Below are 12,098 nucleotides of genomic sequence, written 5' to 3' on the forward strand. Positions count from 1 at the left end.
AACGCGGCACGGCCGCCTGAACCGGAGCGATGAATGTCAGCCAGGACGATGACCCCCAGCAGCGCGACAGGCACCGTGACCGCGGCGCTGGTTCTGCTTGGGCTGGCTGGCCCGGTCGGCTGGGTGGCGGCGATGGTGCTGGCGGTGCTGGCCGGGCTTTTCCTCGGTGCTATGGTCGACTGGATGACTGAGGCGGGCACGCCCGCGATGGACGCCGAGGCCTGGGCCCCTGCGGCAGGCTTGCCGTCGCAGGCGGACCATCAGCCTGCCGAGGCCCCGGAATTGCCCGAGGACGACCTGAGGCAGATCCGCGGCATCGGCGACAAGGTTGCCTCGTCGTTGCGTGATGCCGGCGTGACGCGGTTCGCGCAGATCGCGCTCTGGGACGATGCCCAGATCGATGAGATGGCGGGGCGGATCGGGCGGCCGGCGGCGCTGATCCGGCGCGACGACTGGGTCGGGCAGGCCCGTGCCTTCGCCATCGAGGAAGGTGCCTGATGGCGGGCCGGGATGAGCAGGATGCCCGCCAGATGCGGCTGGTGGGGATCGTGATCGCGGTTGCCATGGTGACCTGGATCGCCGTTCAGGCGATCGGGGAGGAATATGACTGGGCGGGACGGTGGGCCTATCTGGCCGACCTTGCCGCCATCGGTGCTTTTGTCTGGTCGCTGATCGTGACCTGGCGTATCTGGCGGCGCAGGAATGGGTGACGCCGGAATGAGAGGATTGAACGGATGCTGAAAGACCAGGATCGCATTTTCACCAACCTCTACGGGATGGGCGACCGCAGCCTGGCGGGTGCGCAGAAGCGTGGCCATTGGGACGGCACGGCCGAGATCCTGGGCCGTGGCCGCGACAAGATCATCGAGCAGATGAAGGCGTCGGGGCTGCGGGGGCGGGGCGGCGCAGGCTTTCCCACCGGTCTGAAATGGTCCTTCATGCCCAAGGAATCGGACGGGCGCCCAGCCTACCTGGTCATCAACGCCGACGAATCCGAGCCCGCGACGTGCAAGGACCGCGAGATCATGCGCCATGATCCGCACACGCTGATCGAGGGCGCGCTGATCGCCAGCTTCGCGATGAACGCCCATGCCTGCTATATCTACATCCGCGGCGAATATATCCGCGAGAAAGAGGCGCTGCAGTCGGCCATTGACGAGTGCTATGACGCGGGCCTTCTGGGCGCGAACGCGGCAGGCTCGGGCTGGGACTTCGATCTTTACCTGCACCACGGCGCCGGCGCCTATATCTGCGGCGAGGAAACGGCACTTCTGGAAAGCTTGGAAGGCAAGAAGGGCATGCCGCGCATGAAGCCGCCGTTCCCGGCGGGCGCGGGCCTTTACGGCTGCCCGACGACGGTGAACAACGTTGAATCGATCGCGGTGGTCCCGACCATCCTACGGCGCGGACCGGAGTGGTTCGCGGGCTTCGGCCGGCCGAACAACGCCGGCGTCAAGCTCTTCGGCCTGACCGGTCACCTGAACACGCCCTGCGTGGTCGAGGAAGCCATGTCGATCCCCATGCGCGAGCTGATCGAAAAGCATGGCGGCGGCGTGCGCGGCGGCTGGAAGAACCTGAAGGCGGTGATCCCCGGCGGCGCCTCGTGCCCCATCCTGACTGCCGAGCAGTGCGAGACCGCCATCATGGACTACGACGGCATGCGGGAACTGCGGTCGTCCTTCGGCACCGCCTGCATGATCGTGATGGACCAGGACACAGACGTCATCAAGGCGGTCTGGCGCCTGTCCAAGTTCTTCAAGCACGAAAGCTGCGGCCAGTGCACGCCCTGCCGGGAAGGCACCGGCTGGATGATGCGCGTGATGGAACGTCTGGTCACCGGCGAGGCTGAGGTCGAAGAGATCGACATGCTGCTGGACGTGACCAAGCAGGTGGAAGGCCACACGATCTGCGCCTTGGGCGACGCGGCCGCCTGGCCGATCCAGGGCCTGATCCGCAATTTCCGCGGAGAGATCGAGGACCGGCTGAAGGCCAAGAAGACCGGGCGCATCGGCGCGCTGGCCGCTGAATGACCGGTGCCGGCGATCATAGGCATCACGGGCCGCGCACGGCCTCGTGTCGGGCGGGTCGCCTGTCGGATGATTATGTGGCAACACATCATCATCAAAAGGATCGTGCCATGCTGCGCCCCCTGATCGCCGCCGCCCTGCTGGCGGCCACCCCCACTGCCGCGCTGGAGCCGCTGAGCCAGAACAACTATGTCAACGACCGGCTGGTCCAGGCCCGTGTGGCGGACCTGATCCGCCGCGGCTGCCCCAGCATCGATGCGCGGATCATTCGTGCCTTTTCGGAGGCGCGCAAGCTCAAGCGCTATGCTTTGGACCAAGGCTATTCCGAGGCGCAGATCGAGGCGTTTTTGGACAGTCGCGATGACAAGCAGCGGATATATGCGACGGCGGATCGATATATGGTCGAACGCGGCGTCGTGAATGGAGAGCCGGAAACCTTTTGCCGCCTCGGGCGGGACGAAATCGCACGGCAGACGGTCGCCGGATCGTTGCTGAGTGCCAGGTAAGGAAGACATCATGGCCGATTTGCGGACAATCAAGATCGACGGCATGGAGATCGAGGTCGATCCCAACCTGACCCTGATCCAGGCCTGTGAGCAGGCCGGGATCGAGATCCCGCGCTTCTGCTATCACGAGCGGCTGTCGATCGCCGGCAACTGCCGCATGTGCCTTGTGGAGGTCGTGGGCGGCCCGCCCAAGCCCGCCGCCAGCTGCGCGATGCAGGTCAAGGACCTGCGGCCGGGGCCGGAGGGCGCGCCCTCAGAGATCCGCACCAACAGTCCGATGGTCAAGAAGGCCCGCGAGGGCGTGATGGAGTTCCTGCTGATCAACCATCCGCTGGACTGCCCGATCTGCGACCAGGGCGGTGAATGCGACCTGCAGGACCAGGCCATGGCCTATGGCGTCGATTTCAGCCGCTATCGCGAACCCAAGCGCGCCGCTGAGGAATTGAACCTGGGTCCGCTGGTCGAAACCCACATGACCCGCTGCATCAGCTGCACCCGCTGCGTGCGCTTCACCAGTGAGGTCGCGGGCATCAGCCAGATGGGCCAGACCGGCCGTGGCGAGGACAGCGAGATCACCAGCTATCTGAACCAGACGTTGGCCTCGAACCTGCAGGGCAACATCATCGACCTGTGCCCGGTGGGGGCGCTGGTCAGCAAGCCCTATGCCTTCACCGCCCGCCCGTGGGAGCTGTCGAAGACCGAGACCATCGACGTGATGGACGCGCTCGGCAGCAACATCCGCGTGGACACGAAGGGGCGCGAGGTCATGCGCATCCTGCCGCGAAACCATGACGGCGTGAACGAGGAGTGGATCAGCGACAAGACCCGCTTCGTCTGGGACGGGTTGCGGCGTCAGCGGCTGGACAAGCCCTATCTGCGCGAAAACGGCAAGCTGCGCCCGGCCACCTGGCCCGAGGCGCTGGCCGCCGCCGCCCGCGCGATGCAGGGCCGCAAGGTCGCGGGCCTGGTCGGCGATCTGGCCTCGGTCGAGGCGGCCTTCAGCCTCAAGACGCTGGTCAAGGGGCTGGGCGGCAAGGTCGAGTGCCGCACCGACGGGGCACGCTTGCCGGCCGGCAACCGCTCGGCCTACATAGGCAACGCGACGATTGCGGATGTCGATGGCGCCGCCAGCATCGTGCTGATCGGCACCAATCCGCGCGACGAGGCGCCCGTGTTGAACTCGCGCATCCGCAAGGCCTGGATCCATGGCGCACAGGTCACCGTGATCGGCGAGGCGGTCGATCTGACCTATGACTACGACCACGCGGGAACCGACCGTGCGGCGCTGGCTGCGCTGCTGGACACGGCCGAAGCGTCCGAAAAGCCGGGCGTGGTGATCGTGGGGCAGGGCGCGTTGCGCGAGGCCGACGGAGAGGCTGTCCTGGCCCATGCCCAGGCTTTGGCCGAGACGACGGGCGCCCGGTTGCTGGTGCTGCACAGTGCGGCATCCCGGGTCGGCGCGATGGATGTCGGCGCCGTCACCGAAGGCGGCCTGACCGCCGCTATCGACGGGGCCGAGGTGATCTTCAACCTAGGCGCCGACGAGGTCGAGATCGCGGCGGGTGCGACGGTGATCTATCAGGGCAGCCACGGCGACCGCGGCGCCCATCGCGCCGACATCATTCTTCCGGCCGCCTGCTATACCGAGGAGATGGGTCTTTTCGTCAACACCGAAGGCCGCCCGCAGCTGGCGCTGCGGGCGAACTTTGCCCCGGGCGAGGCCAAGGAGAACTGGGCCATCCTGCGCGCGCTTTCGGCCGAGGTGGGCCAGACCCTGCCGTGGGACAGTCTGCCGCAGCTGCGCCGCAAGTTGGTCGAGGCCGTGCCGCATCTCGCCCGCGTTGACCAGATCGTCGAGAGCGAATGGCAGCGTCTGCCGATGCGCGACCTGGGCCGGGCCAGCTTCGTGAACCCGATCAGGGACTTTTACCTGACGAATCCGATCGCGCGCTGCTCTCCGCTGATGGCAGAGCTGTCGCGCATGGCGGCGGCGCGGGTTGCGCCCGCATTGGCAGCGGAGTAGATCATGAAGACGCGCATCATCCCGGTTGCAATGACCGTGCTGGCCCTTGGGGGCTGCTTCACCGGCACCGACGAAGCCACTGACCGGCCCCGAACCAAGCCGTCACAGCTTTCGGCGGCGACGGCGCCCGGCGGCGGGGCGCCGCTTGGCCGCGCGCGCGTCTCGACCCAATCGGGCGAGATCCTGATCCTCGAGGAGGATGGCAGCGTCACCACCATGGACCTCGACAGCCCCGCGGGGCGCGACGCGTTCCAGGTGACCGAGGCCGATCTTGCCGCGCTGAACGCGAACCTTGACCTGGATCTGTCCGGCGTCGTCGCGCGGAACCTGCCGCGGGAAAAAACCGCGCAGCAGAAGGCGCTGGAAGCCTTCGCCGCCCGCACCGGCCCCGCCTTGCCCGCAATGCGCGAGGGCGTTGTGGTCGATCCTAAACAGTTCATCGCCGCGAAGGTCGAAGTCCTTGGATCGGGCGACCGCAACGATCTGGTCGAGGTGACGGCGAATCTGCGGCAGGGGGTGGACGCCGATATCGCCTTCTCGTATGCCACCTGCGCATTGGCCGGTTGGGCCAAGGCCAACGGCGCCCCCTATGGGCGTCACATCCGGACATTGCAGGCTGAACGGAACGGCAAGCTGCTGATCGGTTCGGCCTTCACCCTGTCGAAGGACAAGCCGATGGGGCTGCGGGTGATGGAAACTGAAAATACCCTGCGGGAATGCAGGTCGCGCGGCATCCCCGCGGCGTAAGGAAGAGGAACAGGCATCATGGCTGATTTTTGGGCATCTTCCTTGGGCATCGCGATCATCCTGCTGGCGCAGGGTCTGGCGATCATCGCCTTCGTGATGCTGTCGCTGGTCTACATGGTCTATGGCGACCGCAAGGTGTGGGCGGCGGTGCAGATGCGCCGCGGCCCCAACGTGGTAGGACCCTGGGGCCTGCTGCAGACCTTTGCCGACGCGCTGAAGTTCGTGGTCAAGGAAATCGTGGTGCCCGCCGGCGCCGACAAGTTCGTCTTCTTCCTCGCGCCATTCCTGTCGATGATGCTGGCGCTGCTGGCCTTCGTCGCCATCCCCTTCGCGCCCGGCTGGGTGATGGCCGACATCAATGTCGGCATCCTCTTCATCTTCGCGGTTTCCTCGCTCGAGGTCTACGGCGTGATCATGGGGGGATGGGCGTCGAACTCGAAGTTCCCGTTCCTTGGGTCGCTGCGCTCGGCCGCGCAGATGATCTCTTACGAGGTCAGCCTGGGCCTGATCATCATCGGGGTGATCATCTCGACCGGGTCGATGAACCTGTCGCTGATCGTCGAGGCGCAGCGCGGGGCGGGCATCCTGTCCTGGTACTGGCTGCCGCACCTGCCAATGGTCGTGCTGTTCTTCGTCTCGGCCCTGGCCGAAACCAACCGCCCGCCGTTCGACCTTCCCGAAGCCGAATCCGAGCTGGTCGCGGGCTTCATGACCGAATACTCCTCGACGCCCTACCTGCTGTTCATGGCCGGCGAATACATCGCCATGTGGCTGATGTGCGCGCTGATCACGCTGCTGTTCTTCGGCGGCTGGCTGTCGCCCATCCCGGGGCTGCCGGACGGTGCGATCTGGATGTTCCTGAAGATGGTAATGTGGTTCTTCATGTTCGCCATGGTGAAGGCCATCGTGCCGCGGTACCGCTATGACCAGCTGATGCGGATCGGCTGGAAGGTCTTCCTGCCGCTGTCGCTTGGCTGGGTCGTGATCGTGGCGTTCCTTGCGAAGTTCGAAGTTTTCGGCGGGTTCTGGGCCCGGTGGGCAGGAGTGTGAGCGATGGCCTATTCCAACAAGATCGCCGAGGCGCTGGCCCGCGCGAGTGAATCCGACAAGGCCGAGTTCGCGCATTTCCTGTCGAACAACCTCGACCGCGATAAGGCCGACGATGCCAGGTTGCGCGACTATGTGGCGGCCTTCGACCGCTTCGCCGCGCCCAAGCAAGGAGAGCAGTTCTGATGGCTTTCGACATCGCGCGCGCCACCAAGTACTTCCTGATGGTGGACTTCATCAAAGGCTTCGGCTTGGGCCTGCGCTATTTCTTCGCGCCCAAGGCGACCATCAACTATCCGCATGAAAAGGGCCCGCTGAGCCCGCGTTTCCGGGGCGAGCATGCCCTGCGCCGCTATCCCAACGGCGAGGAACGCTGCATCGCCTGCAAGCTGTGCGAGGCGGTCTGCCCCGCACAGGCCATCACCATCGATGCCGAACCGCGCGACGACGGCTCGCGCCGCACGACGCGCTACGACATCGACATGACAAAGTGCATCTATTGCGGCTTCTGCCAGGAAGCCTGCCCGGTCGATGCCATCGTCGAGGGGCCAAACTTCGAATTCGCGACCGAAACGCGCGAGGAGTTGTTCTACGACAAAGAGCGTCTTCTGGACAACGGCCTGCGGTGGGAGGCCGAGATCGCGCGGAACCTCGCGATGGACGCGCCCTACAGATGACCGATCCGTTCACCAAGATGTTCCAGCAGATGATGTCGCAGGGCCAGGAGATGGCGCGGGCCTTCAACCCCGCGCTCGAGCATTTCGATGCGCGGGCGCTGGAGAAGATGTTCCCGACCATGCCCGCCGACATGCTGGAGATGTGGTTCGGCAAGACCTTCAACCGCGACGGGCTGGATGCCAAGACGCGGCTTCTGGTCACCATCGCCGCGCTGACCGTTCAGGGCGCCATGGCCGAGCCTCAGCTGCGCCTGACCATCCGGCACGCGATCGAGGCCGGCGCCACCCCGCGCGAGATCGCCGAGGTGATCTACCAGATGGGGATGTTCGGCGGCCTGCCCGCGATGCAGAAGGCGCTCGAGATCGCCCGCGGCGTCTTCACCGAAACGGAAGGAAATTCCGAATGATCACCTTTGCCTTCTACCTGTTCGCCATCACGGTCTGCATCGCGGGTTTCATGGTCGTTCTGGCGCGCAACCCGGTTCATTCGGTCCTGTGGCTGATCCTGTCCTTTTTGTCGGCGGCTGGCCTTTTCGTCCTTCTGGGGGCGGAGTTCGTCGCGATGCTGCTGGTCATCGTCTATGTCGGTGCGGTCGCCGTCCTCTTCCTGTTCGTGGTCATGATGCTGGACGTCGACTTCAAGCAGCTGAAGGGCGAATTCGCGCAGTACCTGCCGCTGGCGGCGCTGATCGCCATCGTGCTGCTGGCGCAGCTGGCGATCGCCTTCGGCGCGTGGGAGGCCTCCGACCAGTCGGCGACGCTGCGCTCGGTCCCGATGCCGGTTCCCGCGCTGAACACCAACGCGATCGGGCTGGTGCTCTATGACCGGTATCTGCTGCCGTTCCAGGTGGCGGGGCTGATCCTGCTGGTGGCAATGATCGGAGCGATCACGCTGACCATGCGGCACCGCACCGACGTCAAGCGCCAGGACGTGATCGCCCAGATGCATCGCGACCCCGCGAAGGCGATGCAGTTGCGTGACGTCAAGCCGGGGCAGGGGCTCTGAAAGCCCCCGCCTTCGCAACGAATATCAACGGGTACGAGAGCCCGGAGGGACTGAAAAGATGATCGGATTGACACATTACCTTGTCGTGGGGGCGATCCTGTTCGTCGCCGGGATCTTCGGCATCTTCGTGAACCGCAAGAACGTCATCGTCATCCTGATGTCGATCGAACTGATGCTTCTGGCGGTCAACATCAACTTCGTCGCCTTCTCCGCCTATCTGGGCGATCTGGGCGGGCAGATCTTCACGATGTTCATCCTGACGGTCGCCGCGGCCGAGGCCGCCATCGGCCTTGCCATCCTGGTCGTCTTCTTCCGCAACCGCGGCTCGATCGCGGTGGAAGACATCAACGTGATGAAGGGGTAAGGCAGCCATGGCGCAATTCATCCTTTTCGCCCCGCTGCTGGGCGCGCTGATCGCCGGCTTCGGCTGGCGGCTGATCGGCGAACGCGGCGCGCAGGTCCTGACGACGGCGATCCTGTTCGCCGGCGCCGCGCTGTCCTGGGTCGTCTTCCTGACGCTTGATGGCGAGCTGCGGCAGGTTCCGATCTTCGACTGGATCGTCTCGGGCGACTTTGCCGCCGAATGGGCGATCCGCCTGGACCGGCTGACGGCGATCATGCTGATCGTGATCAACACGGTCTCGGCGCTCGTGCACCTGTATTCATTCGGCTACATGGCACATGACGAGAACTTCACCGATGCCGAGCCATACCGGGCGCGCTTCTTCGCCTATCTGTCCTTCTTCACCTTCGCCATGCTGATGCTGGTGACGGCGGACAACCTGCTGCAGATGTTCTTCGGCTGGGAGGGCGTGGGCGTCGCGTCCTATCTGCTGATCGGCTTCTACTACAAGAAGCAGTCGGCCGGCGCCGCCGCAATGAAGGCCTTCATCGTCAACCGCGTGGGCGACTTCGGCTTCCTTCTGGGGATCTTCGGCCTCTGGTGGCTCACCGGCTCGATCCAGTTCGATGAGATCTTCGCGCAGGTCCCGATGTTGGCCGACACGCAGATGACCTTCCTGTGGCGCGATTGGAACGCCGCGAACGTGCTGGCGGTCCTGCTGTTCATCGGCGCGATGGGCAAGTCGGCCCAGCTGTTCCTGCACACCTGGCTGCCAGACGCGATGGAGGGTCCGACGCCGGTGTCGGCCCTGATCCACGCCGCGACAATGGTGACCGCAGGCGTCTTCCTCGTCTGCCGGATGTCGCCGCTATTTGAGTTCGCGCCCGAAGCAAAGCTGTTCATCGTCATCATCGGCGCAACGACCGCCTTCTTCGCAGCGACCGTGGGCCTGGTGCAAAACGACATCAAGCGCGTCATTGCCTATTCCACCTGTTCGCAGCTGGGCTACATGTTCGTCGCCGCAGGCGTCGGCGTCTATTCGGTCGCCATGTTCCACCTGTTCACGCACGCCTTCTTCAAGGCGATGCTGTTCCTGGGCGCGGGGTCGGTGATCCATGCGATGCACCACGAACAGGACATGCGGAACTATGGCGGGCTGCGGAAGAAGATCCCGCTGACCTTCTGGGCGATGGTGATCGGCACGATGGCCATCACCGGCGTGGGCATCCCGCTGACCCATATCGGCTTTGCGGGCTTCCTGTCCAAGGACGCGGTGATCGAAAGCGCCTATGCGTCCGGCAACGGCTATGCGTTCTGGATGCTGGTGATCGCCGCTGCCATGACCAGCTTCTACAGCTGGCGGCTGATCTTCATGACCTTCTTCGGCAAGCCGCGGGGCGATCATCATGCGCATGACCATGCCCATGAAGGCCCCCGTGTCATGACCATCCCGCTTGGCGTCCTGGCGCTTGGCGCGATCTTCTCTGGGATGGTCTGGTACGGCAGCTTCTTCGGCGACAATGTCGAGCGCTTCTTCGGCCTGCCGCCCGCGGCGCATCACGATACTGGTGCTGACCACGGCAACGAAGGCGCTACCGCGCTGGAAGGCAGCGTCCTCGAGGCGCCGCATGACGACCCCGAGGGGGCCGCCACGCATTCTGCGGCAGGTGCCGCCGAGGACCCGGCCGAGGCGCACGTCCCCGTCGCGGGCTACGAGCGCGGCGCGATCTTCATGGGGGCCGAGAACAGCGTCATGCACGATGCGCACTCGGTCCCGGCTTGGGTCAAGCTGTCGCCGTTCATCGCGATGATCCTGGGCCTGGGCCTTGCTTGGCTGATGTATATCCGCAACCCCGACGCGCCGGCCAAGCTGGCCCGGCAGCAACACGGCCTCTACCAGTTCCTGTTGAACAAGTGGTATTTCGACGAAGCCTACGACGCGATGTTCGTCCGGCCCGCGCGCTGGATCGGCCGCAAGCTGTGGACGGGCGGTGACGGAGCCGTTATCGACGGCGCCATCAACGGGGTCGCCCTGGGAATCATCCCGCGCCTGACACGGTTCGCCGGCCGGGTGCAGTCGGGCTATCTGTTCCACTACGCCTTCGCGATGGTTCTGGGCATCGTGGGCTTGCTGATCTGGGTGATGATGCGGGGCACGTACTGACCATGACGAACCTTCTTTCGATCATCACCTTCCTGCCGATCGTCGCGGCCGGGATCCTGGCGCTGTTCTTGCGCGGCGACGATGCCGCGTCGCAGAAGAACGCCAAGTACCTTGCGCTGATCGCGACGACCGCCACCTTCCTGATATCGTTGTTCCTGCTGGCGGGGTTCGACCCTTCGAACACCGGTTTCCAGTTCGTCGAGGATCACGCCTGGATCATGGGCCTGCGCTACAAGATGGGCGTGGACGGCATCTCGATCCTGTTCGTCCTGCTGACGACCTTCCTGATGCCGCTGACGATCCTGTCCACTTGGGACGTCAAGACCCGGGTCAAGGAATACATGATCGCCTTCCTGGTGCTGGAGGGGCTGATGATCGGCGTCTTCGCGGCGCTGGACCTGATCCTCTTCTACCTGTTCTTCGAAGCGGGTCTGATCCCGATGTTCCTGATCATCGGCATCTGGGGCGGCGCGAACAGGATCTATGCGGCGTTCAAGTTCTTCCTCTATACCTTTATTGGCTCGGTCCTGATGCTGGTGGCGATGATCGCCATGATTACCACGGCAGGCACGACGGACATCGTGCAACTGCTGGCCTTCGACTTCCCGTCGCAGACCATGCAGGTGCTGGGCTTCACCGTCGTCGGCGGCATGCAGACGCTGCTGTTCCTGGCCTTCTTCGCCAGCTTCGCGGTCAAGATGCCGATGTGGCCGGTCCATACCTGGCTGCCCGACGCGCACGTCCAGGCGCCGACCGCGGGGTCGGTCGTGCTGGCGGCGGTGCTGCTGAAGATGGGCGGCTACGGTTTTCTGCGCTTCAGCCTGCCGATGTTCCCGGTGGCGGCCGATCAACTCCAGGGCCTCGTGCTGTGGATGTCGGCGATCGCCATCGTCTACACCTCGCTGGTGGCGCTGGCGCAGTCGGACATGAAGAAGCTGATCGCATATTCGTCGGTGGCGCACATGGGCTATGTCACCATGGGCATCTTCGCTGCGAACCAGCAGGGGCTGGACGGGGCGATCTTCCAGATGCTGTCGCACGGCTTCATCTCGGGCGCTCTGTTCCTCTGCGTGGGCGTCATCTATGACCGCATGCACACGCGAGAGATCGACGCCTATGGCGGCCTGGTGAACCGGATGCCGGTCTATGCGCTGGTCTTCATGTTCTTCACGATGTCGAATGTCGGCCTGCCCGGCACCTCGGGCTTCGTGGGTGAATTCCTGACGCTGCTGGGGACGTTCCGGGCCAACACCTGGGTAGCTTTTGTAGCATGCACGGGCGTGATTTTCTCGGCCGCCTACGCGCTCTGGCTCTATCGCCGCGTGACCATGGGCGCGCTGATCAAGGAAAGCCTGCGCACCATCGCCGACATGACTCCGCGAGAAAAGTGGATCTTCGTTCCGCTGATCGCCATGACCCTGATCCTGGGCGTCTATCCGCGCCTGGCGACCGACATCACCGGCCCCTCGGTCGAGGCGCTGCTGGTGAACTTCCACGACGCGCTGCCCGCCGAGGCGGCAACGGACGACTTGGCCGCGGCCACCGTCAGCCATTGAGG

Annotated in this window: 14 protein-coding genes; all 14 read left to right on the top strand. The window is 64.8% G+C overall.

From position 1 onward, the window contains the following. The first annotated feature begins 33 nt into the window (after positions 1-33). Positions 34-498, top strand: coding sequence for a hypothetical protein (locus OC184_RS06705; RefSeq protein WP_265506407.1), 465 nt, complete (start codon positions 34-36; stop codon positions 496-498). After that, positions 498-710, top strand: a complete 213-nt coding sequence (locus OC184_RS06710; RefSeq protein WP_265506408.1) for a DUF5337 domain-containing protein — start codon at positions 498-500, stop codon at positions 708-710. The genes OC184_RS06705 and OC184_RS06710 overlap by 1 nt, the downstream gene beginning before the upstream one ends. A 24-nt stretch (positions 711-734) precedes the next feature. Further along, positions 735-2,030, top strand: a complete 1,296-nt coding sequence (gene nuoF / locus OC184_RS06715; protein ID WP_265506409.1) for an NADH-quinone oxidoreductase subunit NuoF — start codon at positions 735-737, stop codon at positions 2,028-2,030. A gap of 107 nt (positions 2,031-2,137) precedes the next feature. After that, positions 2,138-2,533, top strand: coding sequence for a DUF5333 domain-containing protein (locus OC184_RS06720; RefSeq protein WP_265506410.1), 396 nt, complete (start codon positions 2,138-2,140; stop codon positions 2,531-2,533). A gap of 10 nt (positions 2,534-2,543) precedes the next feature. After that, a complete protein-coding gene (gene nuoG, locus OC184_RS06725; RefSeq protein ID WP_265506411.1) occupies positions 2,544-4,556 on the top strand; it encodes an NADH-quinone oxidoreductase subunit NuoG in 2,013 nt (670 codons plus the stop codon). 3 nt (positions 4,557-4,559) lie between these two features. Next, a complete protein-coding gene (locus tag OC184_RS06730; protein ID WP_265506412.1) occupies positions 4,560-5,303 on the top strand; it encodes a hypothetical protein in 744 nt (247 codons plus the stop codon). 18 nt (positions 5,304-5,321) lie between these two features. Next, positions 5,322-6,353, top strand: a complete 1,032-nt coding sequence (nuoH, locus tag OC184_RS06735; protein ID WP_265506413.1) for an NADH-quinone oxidoreductase subunit NuoH — start codon at positions 5,322-5,324, stop codon at positions 6,351-6,353. 3 nt (positions 6,354-6,356) lie between these two features. Further along, a complete protein-coding gene (locus OC184_RS06740) occupies positions 6,357-6,536 on the top strand; it encodes a hypothetical protein (protein WP_265506414.1) in 180 nt (59 codons plus the stop codon). After that, entirely contained in the window at positions 6,536-7,027 is a 492-nt protein-coding gene (gene nuoI / locus OC184_RS06745) for an NADH-quinone oxidoreductase subunit NuoI (protein ID WP_265506415.1), read from the top strand. The genes OC184_RS06740 and nuoI overlap by 1 nt, the downstream gene beginning before the upstream one ends. Beyond that, the gene (locus OC184_RS06750) at positions 7,024-7,434 is read left to right on the top strand and encodes a carboxymuconolactone decarboxylase family protein (protein ID WP_265506416.1); all 411 of its coding nucleotides are present in this window, start codon (positions 7,024-7,026) and stop codon (positions 7,432-7,434) included. The genes nuoI and OC184_RS06750 overlap by 4 nt, the downstream gene beginning before the upstream one ends. Next, on the top strand, positions 7,431-8,033 hold the full coding sequence (locus OC184_RS06755; RefSeq protein ID WP_265506417.1) for an NADH-quinone oxidoreductase subunit J: 603 nt from the start codon (positions 7,431-7,433) through the stop codon (positions 8,031-8,033). Before OC184_RS06750 ends, OC184_RS06755 begins: the two co-directional genes overlap by 4 nt. Before the next feature lie 58 nt (positions 8,034-8,091). After that, on the top strand, positions 8,092-8,397 hold the full coding sequence (nuoK, locus tag OC184_RS06760; RefSeq protein ID WP_265506418.1) for an NADH-quinone oxidoreductase subunit NuoK: 306 nt from the start codon (positions 8,092-8,094) through the stop codon (positions 8,395-8,397). Between the two features lie 7 nt (positions 8,398-8,404). Continuing rightward, entirely contained in the window at positions 8,405-10,540 is a 2,136-nt protein-coding gene (nuoL, locus tag OC184_RS06765; RefSeq protein ID WP_265506419.1) for an NADH-quinone oxidoreductase subunit L, read from the top strand. Between the two features lie 2 nt (positions 10,541-10,542). Continuing rightward, positions 10,543-12,096, top strand: coding sequence for an NADH-quinone oxidoreductase subunit M (locus OC184_RS06770; RefSeq protein ID WP_265506420.1), 1,554 nt, complete (start codon positions 10,543-10,545; stop codon positions 12,094-12,096). The last annotated feature ends 2 nt before the right edge of the window (positions 12,097-12,098 follow it).

This window comes from Paracoccus rhizosphaerae, assembly GCF_026162645.1.
Lineage (GTDB): Bacteria > Pseudomonadota > Alphaproteobacteria > Rhodobacterales > Rhodobacteraceae > Paracoccus > Paracoccus rhizosphaerae.

Coding starts and splice junctions, on each gene's coding strand:
- OC184_RS06710 (WP_265506408.1), top strand. CDS start 498: ATGGCGGGCCGGGATGAGCAGGATGCCCGCCAGATGCGGCTGGTGGGG.
- OC184_RS06770 (WP_265506420.1), top strand. CDS start 10,543: ATGACGAACCTTCTTTCGATCATCACCTTCCTGCCGATCGTCGCGGCC.
- nuoG (WP_265506411.1), top strand. CDS start 2,544: ATGGCCGATTTGCGGACAATCAAGATCGACGGCATGGAGATCGAGGTC.
- nuoI (WP_265506415.1), top strand. CDS start 6,536: ATGGCTTTCGACATCGCGCGCGCCACCAAGTACTTCCTGATGGTGGAC.
- OC184_RS06705 (WP_265506407.1), top strand. CDS start 34: ATGTCAGCCAGGACGATGACCCCCAGCAGCGCGACAGGCACCGTGACC.
- OC184_RS06720 (WP_265506410.1), top strand. CDS start 2,138: ATGCTGCGCCCCCTGATCGCCGCCGCCCTGCTGGCGGCCACCCCCACT.
- nuoF (WP_265506409.1), top strand. CDS start 735: ATGCTGAAAGACCAGGATCGCATTTTCACCAACCTCTACGGGATGGGC.
- nuoL (WP_265506419.1), top strand. CDS start 8,405: ATGGCGCAATTCATCCTTTTCGCCCCGCTGCTGGGCGCGCTGATCGCC.
- nuoH (WP_265506413.1), top strand. CDS start 5,322: ATGGCTGATTTTTGGGCATCTTCCTTGGGCATCGCGATCATCCTGCTG.
- OC184_RS06750 (WP_265506416.1), top strand. CDS start 7,024: ATGACCGATCCGTTCACCAAGATGTTCCAGCAGATGATGTCGCAGGGC.
- OC184_RS06755 (WP_265506417.1), top strand. CDS start 7,431: ATGATCACCTTTGCCTTCTACCTGTTCGCCATCACGGTCTGCATCGCG.
- OC184_RS06730 (WP_265506412.1), top strand. CDS start 4,560: ATGAAGACGCGCATCATCCCGGTTGCAATGACCGTGCTGGCCCTTGGG.
- OC184_RS06740 (WP_265506414.1), top strand. CDS start 6,357: ATGGCCTATTCCAACAAGATCGCCGAGGCGCTGGCCCGCGCGAGTGAA.
- nuoK (WP_265506418.1), top strand. CDS start 8,092: ATGATCGGATTGACACATTACCTTGTCGTGGGGGCGATCCTGTTCGTC.